The organism is Streptomyces sp. SCL15-4, from assembly GCF_033366695.1.
In the GTDB taxonomy this organism is placed as follows: Bacteria; Actinomycetota; Actinomycetes; order Streptomycetales; family Streptomycetaceae; genus Streptomyces.
The window spans coordinates 550,319-571,090 of record NZ_JAOBTQ010000001.1; the positions used below are offsets into that span (position 1 = coordinate 550,319).

General features: G+C 73.4%; 14 protein-coding genes. 6 read left to right on the forward strand and 8 right to left on the reverse strand.

The features are described 5' to 3' along the window. Positions 1–21 precede the first annotated feature (21 nt). From SCK26_RS02200 to SCK26_RS02225, 6 genes are all read right to left on the reverse strand, one after another. Positions 22–957, reverse strand: a complete 936-nt coding sequence (locus tag SCK26_RS02200) for a helix-turn-helix domain-containing protein (RefSeq protein WP_318199518.1) — start codon at positions 955–957, stop codon at positions 22–24. 183 nt (positions 958–1,140) lie between these two features. Continuing rightward, positions 1,141–4,005, reverse strand: a complete 2,865-nt coding sequence (locus SCK26_RS02205; protein WP_318199519.1) for an ATP-binding protein — start codon at positions 4,003–4,005, stop codon at positions 1,141–1,143. Positions 4,006–4,309: 304 nt separating this feature from the next. Continuing rightward, positions 4,310–5,335: a helix-turn-helix domain-containing protein gene (locus SCK26_RS02210; protein WP_318199520.1), complete on the reverse strand. Its 1,026-nt coding sequence runs from the start codon at positions 5,333–5,335 to the stop codon at positions 4,310–4,312. Positions 5,336–5,523: 188 nt separating this feature from the next. After that, a complete protein-coding gene (locus SCK26_RS02215; RefSeq protein WP_318199521.1) occupies positions 5,524–7,812 on the reverse strand; it encodes an ATP-binding protein in 2,289 nt (762 codons plus the stop codon). 289 nt (positions 7,813–8,101) lie between these two features. Beyond that, positions 8,102–10,873, reverse strand: coding sequence for an ABC transporter substrate-binding protein (locus SCK26_RS02220; RefSeq protein WP_318199522.1), 2,772 nt, complete (start codon positions 10,871–10,873; stop codon positions 8,102–8,104). A 275-nt stretch (positions 10,874–11,148) separates the two neighbouring features. Beyond that, positions 11,149–12,066, reverse strand: coding sequence for a LysR family transcriptional regulator (locus tag SCK26_RS02225; RefSeq protein ID WP_318199523.1), 918 nt, complete (start codon positions 12,064–12,066; stop codon positions 11,149–11,151). A gap of 127 nt (positions 12,067–12,193) precedes the next feature. Between SCK26_RS02225 and SCK26_RS02230 the strand changes: the two genes are divergently transcribed. The 6 genes from SCK26_RS02230 (at position 12,194) to SCK26_RS02255 (ending at position 18,328) form a co-directional block, all read left to right on the forward strand. Beyond that, positions 12,194–13,195, forward strand: a complete 1,002-nt coding sequence (locus tag SCK26_RS02230; RefSeq protein ID WP_318199524.1) for a fumarylacetoacetate hydrolase family protein — start codon at positions 12,194–12,196, stop codon at positions 13,193–13,195. Beyond that, positions 13,192–14,154 carry a cyclase family protein gene (locus tag SCK26_RS02235; RefSeq protein ID WP_318199525.1) on the forward strand — a complete coding sequence of 321 codons (963 nt, stop codon included), beginning with the start codon at positions 13,192–13,194 and terminating at the stop codon, positions 14,152–14,154. The genes SCK26_RS02230 and SCK26_RS02235 overlap by 4 nt, the downstream gene beginning before the upstream one ends. A gap of 23 nt (positions 14,155–14,177) precedes the next feature. Next, on the forward strand, positions 14,178–15,308 hold the full coding sequence (locus SCK26_RS02240; protein ID WP_318199526.1) for an FAD-dependent oxidoreductase: 1,131 nt from the start codon (positions 14,178–14,180) through the stop codon (positions 15,306–15,308). Beyond that, entirely contained in the window at positions 15,305–16,303 is a 999-nt protein-coding gene (locus tag SCK26_RS02245) for an amidohydrolase family protein (protein ID WP_318199527.1), read from the forward strand. The genes SCK26_RS02240 and SCK26_RS02245 overlap by 4 nt, the downstream gene beginning before the upstream one ends. 4 nt (positions 16,304–16,307) lie before the next feature. After that, positions 16,308–17,240 carry a VOC family protein gene (locus SCK26_RS02250; protein WP_318199528.1) on the forward strand — a complete coding sequence of 311 codons (933 nt, stop codon included), beginning with the start codon at positions 16,308–16,310 and terminating at the stop codon, positions 17,238–17,240. Between the two features lie 116 nt (positions 17,241–17,356). Further along, a complete protein-coding gene (locus SCK26_RS02255; protein WP_318199529.1) occupies positions 17,357–18,328 on the forward strand; it encodes a fumarylacetoacetate hydrolase family protein in 972 nt (323 codons plus the stop codon). Positions 18,329–18,503: 175 nt separating this feature from the next. On the opposite strand, the gene SCK26_RS02260 is transcribed toward SCK26_RS02255, so the two are convergent. Together SCK26_RS02260 and SCK26_RS02265 are read right to left on the reverse strand one after the other, a co-directional pair. Then, a complete protein-coding gene (locus SCK26_RS02260; RefSeq protein ID WP_318199530.1) occupies positions 18,504–19,082 on the reverse strand; it encodes a dienelactone hydrolase family protein in 579 nt (192 codons plus the stop codon). 549 nt (positions 19,083–19,631) lie between these two features. Then, complete coding sequence (locus tag SCK26_RS02265) at positions 19,632–20,672, reverse strand: LacI family DNA-binding transcriptional regulator (RefSeq protein WP_318199531.1); 1,041 nt, start codon at positions 20,670–20,672, stop codon at positions 19,632–19,634. Positions 20,673–20,772: the final 100 nt, after the last annotated feature.

Consider the following 20,772-nt stretch of genomic DNA (forward strand, 5'->3'; position numbering starts at 1 on the left):
GGTGGGCCGCGTGCACCGCCGTCACGAAGCGTCCTCCTTCGCGGCGGCGTCCCGCCACTCGCTGGGTGAGCAGCCGTAGACGGACTTGAAGACGCGGCTGAAGTGCGCGGCGTTCTTGAATCCCCAGCCGCGGGCCACCGCCGAGATCGTGCGGCCGGCCCGGCCGCGGCGCAGCAGTTCGCGTGCGCACTCCTCGATCCGCCGCTGCTGGATGAGCCGGTGCACCGTGGTGTCCTCGTCCTCGAACAGCGCGTGCAGGTAGCGCAGTGAGAAGCCGTGGGCCTCGGCGATCCGGGCGGGTGACAGTGCGGGGTCGCGCAGGTGCGCTTCGATGTGGGCCCGGATCGCGGCCAGCAGCAGGGTGCGCGGGGTGTCCGGTGTGCTGTCGCCCTGTCCGCCCGCCTGCTCGTCGACGAGTGTGGCGACGAGGTCCGCGAGGTGGCCGGCGAGACGGTCCTTGACGTGGTCGGCGAAGGCGGTGGTGCCGGACGCCAGGCCGGTGGCGAGCGGACGCAGCAGCGCCGCCACGCCCTCGCCCGCGGGGATGGCGCGGCCGGTGAGGTGCCGGACGCGCCGCGCGGACGGACCCAGGGAGCGTTCGGGCATCCGCAGGGCGTACAGGTGGAACGGTGTGTGCTGGTCCAGCGCGAAGGGCCGGCTCAGGTCGAGCAGGGCCAGCTGACCGGAGCGTACGACGTCCTCGCGGCCGTCCTGCCGGATGGCGCCGGTGCCCTCCTGCTGCACGAGCAGGACCAGGCGGCCGTCCTCGGCGGCCGGCGCGGGACGGCTGAGCCGCAGCGGGGCGGCCCGCATCGACAGCAGCCGCAGCCGGCCCGCGTCGCCCGAGCCGAGCGTGCCCCGGAAGCCGGCGGTCCCCGCGGGGAAGGTCATCTCCACGGGTGCCAGCCGCCGCCGGACCGCGCGTTCCCACTCCCGGGCCCGGTCCGCCCCCGGCATCGGTGCTGTTCTTGCCTCGTTCTGCACGGTGGCCCCTCCCGGTCCTCCGGCCCCGGTGGGACGGATCGGTGACGCCTTCAGCCTCGTCGGGGGCGTCGGGGAGGGGTTAGGTCATGTGACCTGTCCTGGTGGTGCGTGTGACCTGTCCTCGATGGTGCGTCGACCTGTTCCGGCGGGAGCCGGCTACGCGGCGCCGCGTTCCAGGGCGCGTGCCAGGGCGGCGCGCGAGGCGATGCCGAGCTTGGGGAAGACCTTCGCCAGGTGTCCGCCGACGGTCCGCGGGGACAGGCTCAGCCGGGCGCCGATCTCCTTGTTGGTCAGCCCGTCCGCGGCGAGCCGGGCGATGCGCAGTTCCTGCGCGGTGAGCGCGTCCGGACCGCCTGCGCGGCCGTCGGCGGACCGCAGTTCGCGTTCGGCGCGCTCGGCCCAGGGGACGGCGCCCAGTGCGCGGAAGGTCTCCGAAGCCTGCTGGAGGACCTCGGGCGCCCGCGGGCGGCGGCGGTCGCGCAGCCAGGTGCCGTGGGCCAGCCGCAGCCGGGCCAGTTCGAACACCCACTGGTCGGCGCCGGGCACGGCGTACGCCGCCGCGTAGAGCGCGTCGGCCTCCTCGTCGGCGGCGGCGAGCGCCCGGGCGGCGGCCAGCAGGAACGCGTGGTGCGGGGAGATGTCGCCGATGTACGCCGCCTCGCCCGCCGCCACGTGCGCCCGTGCCTGCGCGGTCCGTCCGGTGCGCAGCGCCGCGTCCACGAAGTCGAAGAACGGCAGGTGGAACCACGGCAGGCCGGGCGGCAGGACGCCGGGCGGGGTCAGGCCGGCGAGGGCGGTGTACGCCTCCTCGTCGCGGCCGTGGCCGAGGGCGGCCAGGGCCCGCAGATGGGTGAGGTGGTCCGTCACGAACTTCATCCGCACCCGTTCGGCCAGGGGCCGGATGGCGCGTTCGACCGCGAGCAGGCCGTCCTCGTCGCCGCGTCCGGCGAGGAAATGGGCGTAGTGGTGCCGGAAGAGCAGGGCGTTGCAGTGGTAGCCGAGGGCGTCGGCCGCCTCGGCCTCGCGCAGGCAGACCTCCGCCTGGTCCCAGTGGCCGCGCAGATAGTTCTGGTAGCCGCCGGCCTTGGCGATGCTGCCCTGGGTGGCGTAGGCGTGCTGGCCCAGGAAGCGGCGCCACAGGGACGCGTCTGCCATGTCGACCGCGGCGGCGGTCCACAGCAGCAGCCACGCCGCCCCCGCCTGCTGTTCCTGGCTCATCGTCGCGGCCATGGCGCGCAGTTCGGTGCCCGTGCCGTGCGCGGTGCGGGCGGGGTCGGACCAGGCCCGGCGGCACAGGTCGGCCAGTGCGGAGACCTGGTGCCGGTGGGCGCGCAGGGCGGTCCAGCCGCGCGTGTCGGAGGTGTACACCGTCGCCAGCAGCAGTTTGAAGTAGACCTGTTCGGCGAGGTCGTCGAACGGTCCGGTGCCGGGTCCGGAGCGGGACAGGGCGTCGAGGGCTTGTGGGAGGAGGGTGAAGGACGACTCGAAGTCGACGTGGTGGCTCTGGTCGACGTAGACGACGGCGTAGGCGTACAGCGGCGCGCTGTCGACGGGGACGGGCGCGCGGCGCAGTTCCTCGACGAGTTTCGCCGCGTACGGCAGCCGTCCGCCGCGTGCCGCCATGGCGGCGGCCCAGGTCAGGCGGCGGGCGCGGGCTCCGGCGGCGGTGCTCAGGGCCGCCGCGCGGTGCAGCAGGAGAGCGCCCTCGGCGTCGCCGCCGCGCAGCGCGAGCCGGCGGCCGGCCTCCTGGAGCCGTCCGGCCAGCGCGTCGTCGGGCCGGACGGTGGCGTCCGCCTCGTGGCCGAGCGCCCGGGGATCGTCGTGCGGGAGGGCGGCGGCGAGCCGGCGGTGGGCGGCCCGCCGTTCGGGCCCCGGGGCCCGGGCGACGACGGCGCCGCGCACCAGCGGGTGCCGGAAGGTGAGCCTGCCGTCCGGTTCCAGGCGGGCCAGGCCGCTGGTCTCGATCTCGTCGAGCACCTCGTCGGCGCGCCGTGGGGCGAGGCCGTCCAGCAGGGCCGGGGTCACCCAGATCGCCGCCGTGCCGCCCAGAGCCGCGTACAGCAGTACGTGGGCGGCCTCGGCGGACAGCCGGTCCAGCCGCGGGGCGAACAGCCGCTCCAGCCGGTGTCCGAGCGGGAACCTTCTCGGCAGCGGCATGACGCCGCGGGCCTGGTCGGGGTGGAGGTGCACGGGCAGTTCGACCAGCGCCAGCGGGTTGCCGGCCGCTTCCTGGAGGATGCGTTCGGCCGTGGTGACCGCGAGGTGCGGGTGCCGGGTGCTCAGGAGGGTGCGGGCGTGCTCGCCGTCCAGTGCGGTCAGGTCTACGACGGTGCCGGGCCTGCCCTCGGCCGTGGGCCCCTCCGGGCGACCCGCACTGACGAAGACCAGGGGCACCTCGGCGGTCCGGCGCTGGAGGAACGCGAACACGGCCGCGCTGGAGGAGTCCACCCATTGCAGGTCGTCCACGAGGACGAGCACCGGGCGCATGCGTGCCTCGCCGGCGAGGAGCGCCAGCACGGCGGCGCCCACGAGGAAACCGCCCCGGACCGGTTCGGCGGCCTCGCCGAGGGCGAAGGCCAGGGCCCGCCGCTGCGGCTCCGGCAGGGCGCGCATACGGCTGGTGAGCGGCCACAGCAATTGGTGCAGCGCGCCGAACGCCACGCCGGCCTCCGCCTCGGAGCCCACCGCGCGCAGCACGGTGAAGCCCAGGGCACGTGCCTCGGCGTGGGCCCAGTCCAGCAGCGCCGTCTTGCCGATACCGGGCGCGCCCTGGAAGAGGGTGCCCGTGCCACCGCTGCCCGACCGGGCACCGTCCAGGACCCGGCGCAGCAGGGCCTGCTCGGCGCCCCGCCCGGCGAGCGCGGGCCGCTCCTGCGCCGGACGCTTCGCGACCGGAAGGCCGGCGGCGGGAGGGGCCTGGGCGAGGAGCCCTCCCGAGCCCGGCGGAGGCGGCACCATGGCCTCCGGGAAGGACCCGGCCGACGCGGGCGGTGCCGCGACGGCGTACGCAGGCGGCGCCACGGCCTCCGACGACGACCCGCCCAACCCAGCGGGCGCGGGCGGCGGAACAGCACCGTACGGAGGCAGCGCGGACGCCCCGGACGACAGCACGACCGCCTCCGGCGACGAACCGCCCCACCCGGCCGACGCACCCTCCGAAGGCAGCCCGGCCGACGGCGCTACAGCCTGCGACGGCAGCCCGTCCGTTCCGGTCGTTCCAGGCGACGGTGGCACGGCCTCCGGGCGCAGCCCGTCCCGCCCGGCCGCCCCCGCCGGTGACGCGACGGCCTCCGGGGACACCGCGGTCGTCCCGGCCGGGACGCCGTCAGGCCGCACGGGGCGTGTCCCGGCCGGGGCCGGCGGCCGGTGTGGTGGCCGCGATCCGGGCGGGGGCGCCGTGCGCCTCGCCCGGTGTCCGGCCCGCCGTGCTCAACTGCCGCCATTCGCGCGGCGAGTGCCCGTACGCCCGCCGGAAGGCCCGGCTGAAGTGGGCCGGGTTGACGAAGCCCCAGCGGTGCGCCACCGCCGCCACGGCGGGCGCGGCCCGGCCGCCGCGGGCCAGTTCCCGCGCGCACTCCTCCAGCCGGCGGCGCTGGACGAGCCGCGCGACGGTGATGCCCTCGTCCTCGAAGAGCCGGTGCAGGTAGCGCACGGAGATGTGGTGGGCCGTCGCCACCGACTCCGGTGTCAGCCCGGGGTCCTCCAGATGACGGTCGATGTGGTCGCGGATGCGCAGGACGAGTTCACCGCGTCCGCTGTCCGCGCCGCCGGACGGACCGCGCTCGGCCACCAGCGTGCCGAAGAGGTCCTCCACGCCGGCCGCGAGCCGTGCCGCGACGGCGGGGCCGTAGGAGTCCGCCGGGTCGAGGAGCCGGGTGAGGAAGGGGCCGAGGACGGCGCCGATCCCGTCCGTCCCGCTGACGGTGGTCACCGTGACCGCGCGCAGTTCCTTGTCGGACACGTCCAGCCCGCGGCGGGGCAGGTGGACGATGTGGCAGGCGAACCGCTCGGGAAAGTCCAGGGTGTACGGCCGTGCCGTGTCGTAGAGGAGGAGGTCACCGGCCTCTGCGACGGCGCTGCGGCCGTCCTGGACCAGCGTCGCCGTGCCGGCCGTCAGGACGAGCACCGCCACGCACGGGTCGCCCGGCCCGCTCCGGCCGACGCGCTGGGCGTCGGCCTGGAGGGAGCAGACGGGCAGGTGCCCGAGGCGGCCGCCGGTGATCCGGCCGGTGAAGGGCGCGCTGCCGCGAGGTGTCACCGCCATCGGGGTCGGGGCCGTGGCGAGCGCGCCCCGCCAGCGGTCGAGTCTGTCCCCGACGGGCACCGTGTCCGTCGACAGCACGAGGTCCACCCGGCTCTCCTCTCTCTCCTTACCGGAAATCAACCAGCCGGCCGCGCCGCGCACCAGGCACTCTCCAGGCAGAAACAGGCAGCGCCGGAATGTGCGCGCGGAGAACAGTGCCGTGCGCGCAGGGGCAAGTCCGGTCGGCGGCGGCCCCATAGGGTGGCGGGGCCGACTTCGCCGGGCGGTGGGACCGGTCAGCGGGTGTCCAGGCGGGCGAGCCGGGAGCGGGCCTCGGCGACCCGTCTCGGGTCGGCGCCGGGTCCGAGCGCGATGCAGCGCGTGAACGCCTCGCGTGCCTCGGCTTCGCGGCCGGCGCCGAGGAGTGCGTCACCGAGCGAACGGAGATAGCGGCTCTCCAGGGCGACGTTGCCGTCGGCGTGGCACAGTTCGACGGAGATCCGCAGGTGCCGTACGGCTTCGTCCCAGCGGCCCAGGCGGACGTAGGCGCGGCCGAGACCCGCGAGGGCGTTGACGCGGGTGACGGCGGCGATGTGCCGTTCCACACGGTCACCGGCCTCGTCGAGCCGTGCCAGGGCCTGCTGGTACGCCTCGGCCGCTTCCTCGCCGCGCCGGTCGCCCTCCAGGTCCTGGGCGCGGCCGAGCAGCGCCTGGAGCAGGCCGGGCAGGTCTCCGGCGGCGTCGAACAGGGCGGTGGCGTGGGTGTTGTGCTCGAAGGCCGGGCCGCTCTCGCCGAGCAGGTGGTGGGCCCAGCCCGCGTACTGGTGGGCCCACGCCTGCTGGACGCGGTCGCCGGCCAGCCGGGCCGCGGCGAGCGCGAGGGCCGAGTACTCCAGGCTGTCCCGGGGTCTGCCCTCGCACAGGAGCACGGCCCAGGCATAGTAGTTGAGCTGGGTGGCCTCGAGCAGCGGGTCGCCGAGCGCCGCGGCGGAGCGGACGGCCGTCTCGAAGATCTCCGGCCAGTGCCCCCAGAAGATCCACTGGTCGGAGAACCAGTGCAGGGACTCGGCCACCTCGACGACGGTCGCGTGGTCGCCGTCCGCCGCGGCGGCGTGCAGGGCCGCCAGCCAGTTCGGGGCTTCGGCCTGGAGCCATTCGCGTGCCTTGTCGGCGCTGGAGAGGTCCACGGTGCCCTGCCAGGTGGGCGGCGGCGCGCCGTGGTCGGGTTCGTACCACCGGCCGGCCACGACGGCCGTCTGGAGCAGCCAGCGGAACATCGAGCGGCGGCTCCGCTCGACGTCCTCGGCGTCGTCCTCGGCGGCGAGCCGGGTACGGCCGTACAGGCACAGCAGGTCGTGCAGCCGGTAGCGGTCCCCGGTGGCGCCGAGCAGGCCCGCCTCGACCAGTTCCTCCAGGGTGTCCTCGGCGTCGTGGAGGTCCTGGCCGGTGAGGTGGGCCGCGCAGGCGGCGCCCGTGTCGGGGCCGGGGATCAGGGACAGGCGCCGGAACATGCGGGCGGCGGCGGGGGTGAGCTGGCGGTAGGACAGGTCGAAGGCGCTCGCCACGCGTACGTCGCCCGCGGACAGCGCGTCCAGGCGGCGTTCCTCGCGGGCCAGCCGGTCCGCGAGCCGGCGCACGCTCCAGCCGGTGCGGGTCGCCAGCCAGTTGCCGGCCACGCGCAGAGCGAGCGGCAGGTACTCGCACAGCCGGGCCACCTCGTGGAGGGCGTCTGGTTCGGCCGCCGCCCGGTCCTCGCCGACGAGGGAGGCGAGGAAGGCGGCGGACTCGGCGGCGTCGAGCCGGCCGAGTGGCAGGCGGTGCACGTCGTCGAGCCCGGTGAGCATACGGCGGCTGGTCACGAGCACCAGCGCGCGGCCGGAGCCGGGCAGCAGCGGACGTACCTGGGCCTCGTCGCGGGCGTCGTCCAGCACCAGCAGGCAGCGGCGGTCGGCGAGCACCTGCCGGTAGAGGGCCGGGTGGGACTGCGGGCCGGACTTGGCCAGGTCGCGGTCGGGCACGCCGAAGGCCTTGAGCACCCGGACCATCAGCTCCGAGGCGGCGGGCGGGGTGCGGTCGGTGCCCCGCAGGTCGACCATGAGCTGGCCGTCCGGGAAGCGGTCGGCGAGCCGGCGGGCGGCGCGCAGGGCGAAGGTGGTCTTGCCGGTTCCGGGTGCGCCGTGGACGGCGACGACGACGGGCTGGGCGTTCGCGGCCGCGGTGTCCGGCTCGGTGTCGTCGTCCGCGGGTGGTCCGGCGAGTTTCTCCAGTTCCGCCAGTTCGTCCGCGCGGCCCACGAAGTCGTCGACGCCACGGGGGAAGGAGCGCACACCGACGGGGCTGTATCCGGCGGTACGGCCGGCCCGGGCGGCGGCGAGCAGCCGCTCGCGTTCGGTGTCGTCGAGTCCGAGCCCGTCGGCGAGCGCGGCGACCGTGCGCCGCTGCGGGGCGGCGCGGCGCCCGCGTTCCAGGTCGCCGATGCCGCGCACGCTGACGCCGGACGCGTCGGCCAACGCCTCGATCGTCAGCGACTTCTCCAGCCGCATCTCCCGCAGCAGCGCCCCGAAAACCACCTCTTGTGCGGACATTCCCGCCCCCTCCACCCCACCGAGTACTTGAACATTGTATGAGATGGGCGGAGCGTTTCTGATCAAGGAAGGGACGCCCGGGGACGCGCTGCCCGCAGACCCTCACCGGGCGGCGAGCGCCGCCGCCAAGGGCCCGCCTCGCGCCGGGTCACCGGTCGGTGAGGTGCGGCGGATACCGGCGGTGGGGGCCGTCCGGCTCTTTGGGGCTCCGCAGAGCGGTCAGCGCACCGCCCGGGCGCATGCCGGCGGCGATCACGCCGGAGACCTCGCCGCCGTCTCCGGCCGGCGCCTACCGTACGTCGCAGGCGGCCGCCTGCGTGTGGCCGGCTCCGCCCTGCCGGTACGCCCCGCACCCGAGGGCGACTTTGGAGCCCTGCTCCGACTGGCGCAGGATGACCAGCGTCTTGTCCCGCGGCGGCATGTTGCTGCCCTGATCGTAGGAGATGTAGCCGGTCGCGCCGTCGAAGGAGATGCCGCTCTTCAGTGCCGTGAGCATGGCGTTGGGGTCCACGCCGCCCTGGCCGGAGAGGGCCATGTCGGCTGCCCGGGAGAGGACGTGGAAGGCGTCGTAGGACACGGCGGAGTGGCCGTCGTCGCGCCAGGGGTCGTCCTTGGGCGGTCCGGTCACGAAGGCGTCGTACCGGCTGACGAACTGCTTGGTCTTCTCGTCGGCGGCGTCGTCGCCGGCCGGCAGCCGGTGCGCCGAGTAGTACAGGCGGAGCCAGTCCTTGTCGTTGAACTCCCCCGTGAGGACCACGTTCGTGAGTTCGTTGCCGCCCAGCATGGTGATGTCGCGATGGGTGCACGTACCCTGCGTGTCCAGGGCGTTGACGAAGGCGACGAAGTCACGGGCGCGCGCGGACCAGTAGACGACCGTCGGATCGGTGCCGCTCAAGGCGTCGCACACCGTCTCCGCGAGATCGTGCGCACTCCGGATCTGCGGTGTGCCCGCGGGTGCGCCCGTGAAGTCGCCCTCCTGGGAGAAGTTGACCAACTGCGCCTTGCCGCGGAAATGTTCGCGGAACCGGTCCGCGAGGCTCTTGCTGTACAGATCCGCCGAACTCTGGATCACCACCGCCGCCTTGGCCGGTTCGCATCCGCCGGCGGCGCGCGCCATGATGGGGAAGCCGGTGGCGAAGTTCGCCTCGATGTGCGCTTCCGTGCTGTTGAGCGGCGTGAAAGGCCAGTAGTTGGCGCTGACCAGCATCTCGTCCGCGGTGGCGGTGGTGCCGATCACGGGAAGTTCGGCCTGTTCCAGGATGTCCAGGGCGTTGCGCGTCGTCTCCTTGCTCTGCGCGAAGCCGAGAACGCCGATCACCTCCTCGTAATCCTTGCCGTCCTTGCCGTCCTTGCCGTCCTTGCCCGGCCGGCCGCGCTTGACCTCGTCGACGAGTTTCTGCGCCTCCTTTTCGGCGTTCTCGAAACCCTTGCCGGTCGTGACCACCCTGACCCTGAGCCGCACCCGCGAATCGTCGGAGACCGCGTCCTTGTTCAGTTTCTGCTGCCACATGGCGATGCCGCGCAGCTCCGGGATCGCGCCGTCGAACAGAGTGTCCGTCTCGGAGGTCGGACCGTTCGACGTGAACGCGACGACCGTGCGCACGGTCTTGCCCTGTGCTGCCGCGAAGTGTTCGGCCTGCCGGTTCTGGGCGTCGATCTTCGCGCGCGTCTCGTCGTACCACTGCTTCGGGTGCAGCGGGACGGGCTGGGAGTACCTGCTGCCGGCCACCGGCATGTCGCCGGCGACGCAACTGCCCGAATGCGACGTCACCGGACCGAGGAGCGCCGCCCCGCCGACTCCCAGGAGCCCCAGCACCAGCGCGGTGCCACCGGCCACGCCCGCGGTCATCGTGCGTCCGCCGACACGGTACGTCGTCGGGGACGTCGGACGGATGAACAGCCCCTCCCTGGTGAAGGGTTCCTCTCTCAGCCGCACCAGGACCACGTCCGAGCCGGACTGGTGCAGCAGCCGTCCCGCCGAGGTGAGGCTGGACCTGGCCGGGTTGCCGAGACTCTCCAGCAGCTTCCGGGAAGGCATGCCGACCGCGATGACCAGGGGACCCGCCGCCTGCGCGGTGTTCTTCCGTTCCTGGTGGTAAGAGTGCAGGAAACGCTCCACCGCCTCGGCGCCCGGCCTTTCCTCCCGGGGCAGCGGGACCAGGAGCACGGGACGCGCGGTGCGACGGCGCTGCAGGGGCCGCACACTGCCGACCGCGGGCTTCTTCAGGTCTTCCAGCAGAGCCCGCGTCAGCAGTGCTTCGAGAGCGAAGAGCGATTCCTGGTGCCGGGGATGGTCGGGCGGCAGGACGAGCCGCGACATCTGCCGGTCGGCCACCTCGTCCATCACCGCGAACAGGGTCTCTGCGTCTCCGGACATGCCCAGCATGCCGCCGAGCCAGCGCGGCCGGGACGGACGCAGCAGGCGCGGAGCGCGCACCAGCCTGCGGGACTTGCGCCGCTCCCAGCACCAGCGGGGGAAGGTACGGGTGAGGCCCTGCCACAGGGAGCCGAGCAGCCAGCCGCGGATGCCGCCGACCGGCGGCGACTCGCTGCCGCCGAGCGCCCAGAAGAAGACCTGCAGGCGGCCCTCGCGCCGCAGCTGACGGTGCGTCCGCATCTGGGTGTGCGCGTGGTCGCGCAGCACCTCCGCGCCCGGTGCCCGCCGTTCGTCCGCGTGTTCCCTGATGTAGCCGACCGAGTCCCACAGCGGCCAGAAGCCGGGCAGCCGGTCCGGCGTCATGTGCTTGGGCACGCCGAGGGCCAGTCCGCGGGCCGCGGCGCCGGAGAGCAGTTCGGAGCCGTCGTCGGCCGTGGGGATCGCGTACGGGACCAGCTTCACATCCTGCTGCCCGCGCAGTGCCTGCTCCAGTGCCCCGATCAGTCGCCGGACGCGGCTGTCGTACTCGGCGGCCTCCCCCGCGACGTCCAGGATCACCAGCGGTGGTGTGTGCGCGAGCATGTCCCGCTCGGCGGGCGACACCGCCTGGCGGAACTCCCGGACGAAATCGTCCGCGCCCTCGTCGTCGGGAAAACCGTTCGGTAAGCGGTCGGGTCCGGCCATGGAAGATCCCCCTCAGGCCCGCTGGGCAGGTCACGTCATCCGGCCCGCCGTCTCCATGCAGGGGGAGAGTACTGGTAATGCTTCCTTTCTCACACCGGTTCACGAAAAGCGCTGCGCCGCCGCGGGCAGCGGTTCCCGATGTTCGACCGGCAGCGCTGTTCGCACGGCCGCGTTCAGCCGCCGGCTCTGTCCGCCCCCGGCAGCACGAGCATCCCGGACGGCTTCGATCCGGTTGACGGATGGCCCCGTGGCGAAGACCCCCGCTGCGCGACGGCTCATGTCCCGGGCCCGTCGGCCATCCGCCGGCCGACGCGGGCGGCCGTCTCGCGCAGCCAGATGTGGCCCGCGTCGTGGGTGTGGACGGGGTGCCACCACAGGGCTTCGCGCAGCGGCACCGCCTCGTACGGCGGCTCCACCACGCGTACGGCGGCGAGCGGGGCGAGGAGCCGGGCGAGGCGGGCCTGGATGAGCGCGATGCGCCGGGTGCCGGCCACCAGCAGCGGGATGATCTGGAAGCTGTCCACGGAGACCTCGACCCGGGGTTCGATGCCGAGCATGCCGAGCTGGCGCACGGCCGGCGCGTCGTAGGTGCGCTGGTAGGTGACCCAGGGCAGCCGGGCCAGGTCCTGGCGGGTGAGGCGGTCCCCGACGCTCGGGTGGTCGTCGGCGACGAGGAAGACCCAGCGGTCGTCGTAGAGGTCGGTGGCGGGGAAGTCGCTGATGACGCCGTGCGGCATGAACAGGCCGTCGGTGGTGCTCAGCAACGTGTCCGTGGCGTCCACCACCGTGTTCGGGGTCTGTGCGAACCGCAGCCGGATGCCGGGCGCCTCCTCGTGCACCGCGCGGGCGAGTTCGGCGCCGAAGACGGCGACGGCGTAGTCGGAGGCGATCAGCTTGAACTCGCGGCTCTCGCTGGCCGGGTCGAAGTCGGCCTGGCTGGCGAAGAGGCGCTCCAGCACGTCGTAGGCGGTCGCGGTGCGGTCCAGCAGGACCTGGCCGAGGGCGGTCAGCTCGTAGTGGCCGCCGACGCGGGCGAGCAGGTCGTCGCCGAAGTGGCGGCGCAGCCGGGCCAGCGCGGCGCTCATGGCGGGCTGGCTGAGCCCGACGCGCTGGCCGGCGCGCGTGACGTTCCGCTCCTCCAGCAGGGCGCGCAGGGCGACGACGAGGTTGAGGTCGAGGCGACTGAGATTCACGGTCCTGTCCCTGGCTGTACGGCGCCGACCAGGAAGAATCTACACGGTGGATGACGATCATCCACAGAATCGATTTCCCCGATCGCGGGTGGCGGGTCCAGATTGGTCACACCGCAATCAGGAGGACATGTCCGTGAAACCTGAAGCCGCGTCCGCACTCTTCGCCGGACCCTTCGCCCTCGCCACCCTCTCGCTCCCGGACGAGCCGGCCTTCCCCGCCCTGGTCACTCCCGACGGCCGGGCAGTGGACCTCCGAGTCGCCTTCGGTGACCGGGAGTTGACCGTCCGCGGCCTGCTGGAGGTGTGGGACACGGCCGCCGCACGGCTCGCGGCGCTCGCCGGTGACAGCAGCGCGGAGAAGAGGCCGCTGTCGGAGTTCCGGGTGCACGCTCCCGTCGAGCCGCGCCAGGTGTTCCAGTCCGGCGCGAACTACCGGCAGCACGTGATCGACCTGCATGTCGCGCATCGCGCGCCGGGCGACGACCGTCCGGAGGAGGAGCGGCGCGCGGAGGCGGCGGAGATCATGGACCGGCGAGCGGCCGAGGATCTGCCGTACGTGTTCATCGGCCTGCCGAGTGCGATCACCGGCCCCTACGACGACGTCGTGCTCCCCGCATGGGCCGAGCAGCCCGACTGGGAACTGGAGCTGGCGGCCGTCATCGGCCGGACCGCGCACCGGGTGTCCGTCGAGGAGGCGCTGGACCACGTCGCCGGCTACACGATCGCCAACGACCTCACCGACCGCGCCACCGTCTTCCGCCGGGACATGCCGCAGATCGGCACCGACTGGCTCCGCAGCAAGAACGCGCCCGGCTTCACCCCGCTCGGCCCCTGGATCGTGCCCTCCGGATCGGTCCCGCACCCCGGTGACCTGCGGCTCAGCCTGAAACTGAACGGGGAGACCATGCAGGACGAGTCCACCAGGGACATGATCTTCGACGTGGCGCGGATGGTCTCCTACGCGTCGCAGACCGCCCGGCTCCTGCCCGGCGACCTGGTGCTCACCGGCTCGCCGGCCGGCAACGGCATGCACTGGGGCCGGCTGCTGCGCGACGGCGACGTCATGGACGCCTCGATCACCGGCCTCGGTGCCCAGCGCACGCGCTGCGTGGCGGAGGTGGCCCGGTGAACCCGGACCGCACCGACCCCGAGGGCGCGATCGCGCGGGCCGCCAAGGCGTACTCGAACTGGGGGCGCTGGGGCGCGGACGACGTCCTCGGCACCCTGAACTTCCTCGACGAGGCCAAGCGCCGTGCGGGCGCGGCGCTGGTGCGGCGGGGGGTCAGCTTCTCGCTGTCCCAGCGGTTCGACATGAGCGGCCCGCAGAAGGGCTGGCGGCGGCGTACCAACCCGGTGCACACCATGCTGGACACCGGCACCGACGCCGCGCTCGGCAACCAGGGCCTGCCGCACGGACTCGGCGGCGCCGACGACGTCATCGCCATGCCGCTCCAGTGCTCCACCCAGTGGGACGGGCTCGGGCACATCTTCGACCACGGCAAGGCGTGGAACGGACGCCCGGCCGAGCAGGTCGTCACCTCCGACGGCGACCAGGTCACCGGTATCGAGCACATGGCCGCGCACATCGCCGGCCGCGGCGTGCTGCTGGACGTCGGCCGGGTGATCGGCGAGGGAGGGGAACTGCCCGACGGCTTCGCGATCACCGAGGAACACCTCGCCACCACCCTCGACGCGCAGGGCGTGACCGTGGGGCGGGGCGACATCGTCCTCGTGCGCACCGGGCAGCTCGCCCGCGTCCGCCGCGACGGCTGGGGCGACTACGCGGGCGGTCCCGCGCCCGGTCTGTCGTTCACCACGGCCGGGTGGCTGCACCGTACGGAGATCGCCGCGATCGCCACCGACACCTGGGGTTTCGAGGTCCGCCCGAACGAGTTCGAGCACGCCTTCCAGCCGCTGCACCAGGTCGTCATCCCGCACATCGGCCTGCTGGTCGGCGAGATGTGGGACCTGGAGGCGCTCGCCGCGGACTGCGCCGCCGACGGCGCGTACGCCTTCTGGCTGACCGCCGCTCCCCTGCCCATCACCGGCGCCGTCGGCTCACCCGTCAACCCGATCGCCGTCAAGTAGACCGAGGAACGAAGGAGTTCTTCATGACCCAGCCTCGCACGGTCCTCGTCATCGGCGGTGGCGCGGCCGGCAACGCCGTGACGATCCTGCTGCGCCGCGCGGGCGTGGCAGTCGACCTGGTCGAAGCCAAGGACGACTGGAACGCCACCGCCGGCTCCGGCATCACCCTCCAGGGCAACGCACTGCGCGTCCTGCGTGAACTCGGTGTGTGGGAGCAGGTGGAGGAGTCCGGTTACGGCTTCAGCGCCGTCGGCATCACCGCTCCCGACGGCACCGTCCTGCACGTCCAGGAGGACCTGCGCACCGGCGGCGACGACCTGCCCGCCACCGTCGGCATGCAACGCCCGCGTTTGCAGAGCATCCTCATCGGCGCCGTGCGCGCCGGCGGCGCCACCGTCCGCCTCGGCGCCACCGCCGAGATCCTCGACCAGGACGCCGACGGTGTCCGCGTCCGCCTCTCCGACGGCTCCGAGCACCGCTACGACCTGGTGATCGCCGCCGACGGCCTCTCCTCCGCCACCCGCGCGGCGATCGGCATCGCCGACGAGCCGGAACCCACCGGCATGGCCATCTGGCGGGCCGCCGTCCCGCGCCCGGCCGGTGTCACCCGCACCGACATCGCCTACGGCGGCCCCGCCTACATCGCGGGTTACTGCCCCACCGGCGACACCACCCTGTACGCCTACGTCGCCGAGGCCAAGCGCGACCGGGCAGCCATACCGCCCGGGTCGTACGCCGACGAGATGCGCCGTCTCACCCGGCACTACGGCGGCTTCTGGCCCGAGATCACCGAGCACATCACCGACCCGGCCCGCGTCAACTACACGTGGTTCGACCGGCTGCTGGTGGAGGGCTCCTGGCACCGCGGCCGGGTCGTGCTCGCCGGCGACGCCGCGCACTGCTGCCCGCCCACCCTCGCGCAGGGCGCCGCCATGTCCCTGGAGGACGCCTGGGTGCTGGCCCAGCTCCTGACCGGCACCGACGACTGGGACGACGCGCTCTTCCAGGCGTACTACGAGCGGCGGATCGCCCGGGTCCGGCCGGTCGTCGAGGCGTCCGTCCAGATCGGGCGGTGGCAGCTCGACGGCGTACGCGACGCCGACGTGCCGGGCCTGATGGCCCGCACCATGACCATGCTCCGGGAGCTTCCGTGACCGCGCCCACCGTCGACGTCCACGCCCATGTCCTGCTGCCGGAGATCGAGGCGCTGGTGGAGGGCCGGCCGGGACTCGCCGAGGCACGCGCGCTGGACGCCCGCCGCAACGGCCGGGCCGCGCTCGCGGTCAGCGGTCCCATGGTCCGCGAGCGCTTCCCGCGCCTGACGGACCCGGCCGTGCGGGTGGCCGCGATGGACGCACAGGGCGTGGACGTCCAGCTGGTCAGCCCCTCCCCCTCGCACTACCACTACTGGGCCGACGCGGAGACCGCGGAAAAGGTGTACCGGCTCGCCGACGAGGCCACGGCCGCGCACTGTTCGGCGGCCCCCGACCGGCTGTGCGGCCTCGGACTCGTCCCGCTGCAACACCCGGCCCTGATGGTGCCCGCTCTGGACCACGCCTTGCGACAGGGCCTGTCCGGCGTGGAGATCTCCAGCCACGCCCCGGGGCGGGAACTGTCGGACCCGGCCTACGAGCCGTTCTGGACGCGGGCCGAGGAGTCCGGCGCCGTGGTCTTCCTGCACCCCTTCGGGTGCACCCTCGACGAGCGCCTCGACCAGTGGTACCTGTCCAACACCGTCGGCCAGCCCACCGAGAACGCCGTCGCGCTGTCGCACCTGATCTTCTCCGGGGTTCTCGACAGGCACCCGGGCCTGAAGCTGATCGCGGCGCACGGCGGCGGCTACCTGCCCACCCACATCGGCCGCTCCGACCACGCCTGGTCCACCCGGCCGGACGCGGGCGCCGCCTGCGCCCACCCGCCCAGCAGCTATCTCAAGCGGCTGTACTTCGACTCCCTCGTCCACGACCCGCACGTGCTGCGGGAACTGGTCCGGGTCGCGGGCGCGGACCGGGTCCTGCTCGGTTCGGACTTCCCCTTCGACATGGGCACCGAGGACCCCGTGGGCGCCCTGCGCGCCGCGCGGCTTCCCGAGGCCGACTTCCACGCCGTACGAGGCGGCAACGCCGCCGCCCTCCTCCGGAAGGACTGACACCATGCGTCCGCTCACCCATCTGCGGCACGTCGACCTCGCCGTGCCCGACTACGACAAGCAGCTCGACTTCTACGCCGGCGTCTGGGGCCTGACCAAGGTCGCCGAGGACTCCGGCATCTCCTTCCTCGCCGCCGAAGGCTCTCCGGAGCAGTACGTCGTCCGGCTCCGCAAGGCCGACGAGAAGCGCCTGGACCTGGTCTCCTACGGGGCCGCCTCCCGAGCGGACGTCGACACCCTCGCGGAGCGACTCCTCGCGGGCGGCGTCCGGTTGATCTCTCGGCCGGGCAAGGTCGACACTCCCGGCGGTGGTTACGGCTTCCGCTTCTTCGACGTCGACGGCCGCACCATCGAGGTCTCCGCCGACGTGGCGGTACGACAGCACCGCAGGATCGAGGAGAAGGAGTCGATCCCGGTCAAGCTGAGCCACGTCGTCCTCAACTCCCCGGACCTGAACCGTACTCGCGAGTGGTACGAGCGCCACCTCGGCTTCCGGCTCTCCGACACGCTCAGCTCGCCGCACATGGGCGAGGTCATGCACTTCATGCGGATCAGCAACCAGCACCACTCCATGGCGCTGGCGAAGGGCCCGCACACGTCACTGCACCACGTCTCCTTCGAGATGCGCGGCATCGACGAGTACATGCGCGGCTCCGGCCGCGTCATCCGCGCCGGCTTCAAGAAGATCTGGGGCCCCGGACGGCACATGGCCGGTGACAATACCTTCACGTACTTCCTCGACCCGCACGGCAACACCGTCGAGTACACCACCGAACTGGAGTGCCTCGACGAGGACACCTGGCACCCGCACGTCTACGACTTCTCGCAGCCCGAGGTCACCGACCAGTGGGGCACCGCCAACCCGATGAACGAACTCATCGCCAAGGAGTCCTTCAACGACCCCGACCGCGGCGTCTTCGTCGCCCCGCCGGTCTAGAGCGGTCCGCGGACTCCGGGGGCGCGGCGGTACGGCCCCGCCCTGACGCGCGCCGCCGCGCCCCCGGTACCGGAACGCGCCCTCTCGCCCGCATCCCCCTCCGCTGGAGCCGCACCATGCGTTTCGCCGCTTACGAACATCAGCGCCACCGCCGGGTGGCGGTCGTGGAAGAGGACGGCACCCTCTTCCCGCTGCCCGGTGTCACCTCGCTCACCGCACTGCTCCAGGACACCGGCGGGCTGCCCGGCCTGCTCGCCGCCGGAGCGGCGGCCCTCGACGTGCCCGCCGGCCCGCACGTGTCCCAGGTCCGGCTGCTGGCCCCGCTCCAGCCCGCTTCGGTACGGGACTTCGTCACCTTCGAGGAGCATGTCGAAGGCGTACGCCGCTCCGTGGAGGGGACCGGCGGCGTTCCCGAGCAGTGGTACGCGGCACCGACCTTCTACTTCACCAACCCGCACGCGATCTACGGCCCGCACGACGGCATACCCGTGCCTCCCGGCTCGGCCGTGCTGGACTTCGAGCTGGAGGTCGGCGCCGTGATCGGCCGCGAGGGCCGCGACCTCACACCCGAGCGGGCGCGGGACCACATCGTCGGCTACACCGTGTTCAACGACTGGTCCGCCCGCGATCTCCAGTCCGCCGAGATGAAGGTAGGTCTCGGCCCCTGCAAGGGCAAGGACACCGCCACCTCCCTCGGCCCGTACCTCGTCACCGCCGACGAACTGGAGCCGTACCGGGACGCCGACGGCTTCCTGCGCCTGGCGCTGACCGCCGAGGTCAACGGTGAGGTGGTCGGCACGGACCTGCTGTCCCACATGAGCTGGACCTTCGAGGAGATGACCGCCTACGCCTCCCGCGGCACCCGTGTCGTGCCCGGCGACGTCCTCGGCTCCGGCACCTGCGGCAACGGCGGCTGCCTCGCCGAACTCTGGGGCCGGCGCGGCGAGCGCACCCCGCCGCCGCTGAAGCCCGGCGACACCGTCGGCCTCACGGTCGAAGGCATCGGCACCCTCGCCAACACGGTCGTCCCCGGCGCCGAGCCGGTCCCCCTGCCGTCCGGCCGGCGCCGCACCCGGGAACGGCCGTGAACGACGTGCGCTCCAGGAGGCTGCGCGGCAAGGCCGTCGTCGCCGACCCGGCGCGCGGCCGGAGCGCCGCCGAGGCCGGAGCCCTCCTCCGCGAAGGAGCCGGCGCCATCACCACCGACGTCACCGGCGCGTCCGGCTGCCGCCGCGTCGACATCACCAGTGAGCGGGACCGGACCTACTTGACGCGGTCGAGGAAGCCGAGCACCCGTCGGGTGACCTGCTGTGCGGCTTGCTCGTCGTAGGACGGCAGGCTGCTGTCGGTGAACAGGTGCCTGTCGCCGGGGTGGAGAAACAGCTCGGCGTCCGTCGCCGCCTCGACGAGTGCGCGGGCCGCGTCGGCATCGCCCTCCCCGGCGAAGAACGGATCCGCGTCCATGCCGTGGATCTGAACCGGGACCTCCTGGGGCCAGGCGCCGCCGGACTCCGCGACCGGGAGGCATGCCTCGAGCAACAGCGCGCCCTTCGCACCGGGGCGGGTCTGGGCCAGCTTCTGCGCCGGCAGGACACCGAGCGAGAACCCGACGTAGACGAGTTCCGCGGGCAGCTTCTCGGCGACGGCGGCTCCACGCGCGGTGATCGTGTCGAACCCGGCCTTCTCGGCGTAGCCGATGCCCTCCTCCAGGCTGTCGAACACCTGCCCTTCGTACAGGTCGGGAACGTGGACGGTGTGTCCGGCCCGTCGAAGCCGCTCGGCGAACTCGCGAACGCCGGCGGTCAGTCCGTACCCGTGGTGGAAGACCAGCACCTCGGCCATCTCGCTCCCCTCGTACCGCGGCGCCACGGTGACGCCGCGGCACGAGTATGGCCCGCGGCACCGACAACCGCGGGCCCGTCCCCACACCCGCGCCTGGTTCCTCCGCCCGGTAGCCGCGTCCCGCCCGCCGGCGTCGCACCCGGTGCGACCGAAGCCGGTACGGCTGCTTGACCGAGGCATGACTGCCGGGCATGGTTCCGGAACGCGCTCTCCCCGGCGTCTTCGTGTCCGCTCCTGGGCCGTCCGTGTCACCGACTCCTTCCGGTCGGCGCGGCGCGGGCCGCCCTCGCGCTCCTGTCGCGGAGCGAGCCGGTCACGGCGCCGAGCCGGGAGGACTACGGGACACCGGCGTCCGGCGCCGCCGACGGAGACCTCACCAGCCGCTGGCCGTGTGCCGCCTCCGGCCCGCAGGCCGCGACCGTGCGTCACGCGCGGATGCCGGCCGGGCCCTCGGCCTGCTCCCGCCGCGGGAGCGGGCTCGGCGGAAGCCGTTCCGGCTCCCTGCCCACCACGGAGTGTCCGCCGGCCGGACCGATGTTCACGACCGGTTCAGGCGGTCCCGCGCACGATCAGTTCGGGTTCGAGGACGACGGACGTCGGATCGGTGCGTTCCTCGCGGATGTGTTCGTCGAGGAGCCGGGCCATCTCCGCCGCCATCCGCTCGACCGGCTGACGGATCGTGGTCAGCGGGGGAACGCAGGAACGCGCGATCCCCGAGTCGTCGAACCCGATCACCGCCACGTCGTGCGGCACCCGCCTGCCCCGCTCGCGCAGCAACTGGCAGGCGCCCTGGGCCATGAGGTCGTTGGCGACGAACACGCCGTCCACGTCCGGGTGTTCGTCGAGCAGGCGCTCCATGGCAGCGATGCCGCTGTCGAAGGTGAAACCGCCTTCGGCGGCCGGCACGAACGCATGGCCGTTGCGGGCCAACGTGTCGCGGAAGCCGGCGAGCCGCTCCCGGCTCGCGGGAACGGCGAGCGGGCCGGAGACGGTGGCCGGTCTGCGACGGCCCCGCGCCAGCAGATGTTCCGCCGCGAGCCGTCCGCCGTCCCGGTGGTCCAAGTCCACGTAGCTGAGGCCGACGTCGCGTGCCGGGCGGGCGAACAGCACCGCCGGCAGTCCGGCCCCGGCCAGCATCGCGGGCAGCGGGTCGTCGGCGTGGGTGGAGACGACGAGCGCGCCGTCGGCGCGGCCCTGCCTCAGGTAGTCGAGCACCTCGTGCCGGTCAGCACGCGATTCGGCGAACATGAGTACCGGGTGCATGGAACGCGGGCGCAGGAAGCCGACGGCCCCGGAGACCACCCTTCCGAAGAAGGGGTCGGCGCAGGCCCGGGCGGCGAAGGCGTCCTGCGTGTCTTCGGGGAATTCGCCGGCACCGGACACCACGAGCGCGACCGTCTCGGCACGCCGGGTCACCAGCGAGCGGGCGGCGCGGTTGGGGGCGTAGCCGGTACGTTCGATCGCGCGGTGCACCAGTTGCTGGATGCCCGGGTCCACGTTGCGGACACCGTTCACGACCCGGGAGACGGTCGCCCGGGACACACCTGCCGCACGGGCGACGTCCTCCAAGGTCGGGGCCTGGTTGCTCATGGCTGCACCTTAACCACACGCCGGAAAAACCGTACAGAGCGCCCTGCTTGGTTGCCGGGCCTCCGCGCGGCGCGGCGTCATCGGCAGTAGGTGAGCGACC

Coding starts and splice junctions, on each gene's coding strand:
- SCK26_RS02200 (WP_318199518.1), bottom strand. CDS start 957: ATGCCGGGGGCGGACCGGGCCCGGGAGTGGGAACGCGCGGTCCGGCGG.
- SCK26_RS02255 (WP_318199529.1), top strand. CDS start 17,357: ATGCGTTTCGCCGCTTACGAACATCAGCGCCACCGCCGGGTGGCGGTC.
- SCK26_RS02220 (WP_318199522.1), bottom strand. CDS start 10,873: ATGGCCGGACCCGACCGCTTACCGAACGGTTTTCCCGACGACGAGGGC.
- SCK26_RS02240 (WP_318199526.1), top strand. CDS start 14,178: ATGACCCAGCCTCGCACGGTCCTCGTCATCGGCGGTGGCGCGGCCGGC.
- SCK26_RS02265 (WP_318199531.1), bottom strand. CDS start 20,672: ATGAGCAACCAGGCCCCGACCTTGGAGGACGTCGCCCGTGCGGCAGGT.
- SCK26_RS02260 (WP_318199530.1), bottom strand. CDS start 19,082: ATGGCCGAGGTGCTGGTCTTCCACCACGGGTACGGACTGACCGCCGGC.
- SCK26_RS02215 (WP_318199521.1), bottom strand. CDS start 7,812: ATGTCCGCACAAGAGGTGGTTTTCGGGGCGCTGCTGCGGGAGATGCGG.
- SCK26_RS02250 (WP_318199528.1), top strand. CDS start 16,308: ATGCGTCCGCTCACCCATCTGCGGCACGTCGACCTCGCCGTGCCCGAC.
- SCK26_RS02230 (WP_318199524.1), top strand. CDS start 12,194: ATGTCCGTGAAACCTGAAGCCGCGTCCGCACTCTTCGCCGGACCCTTC.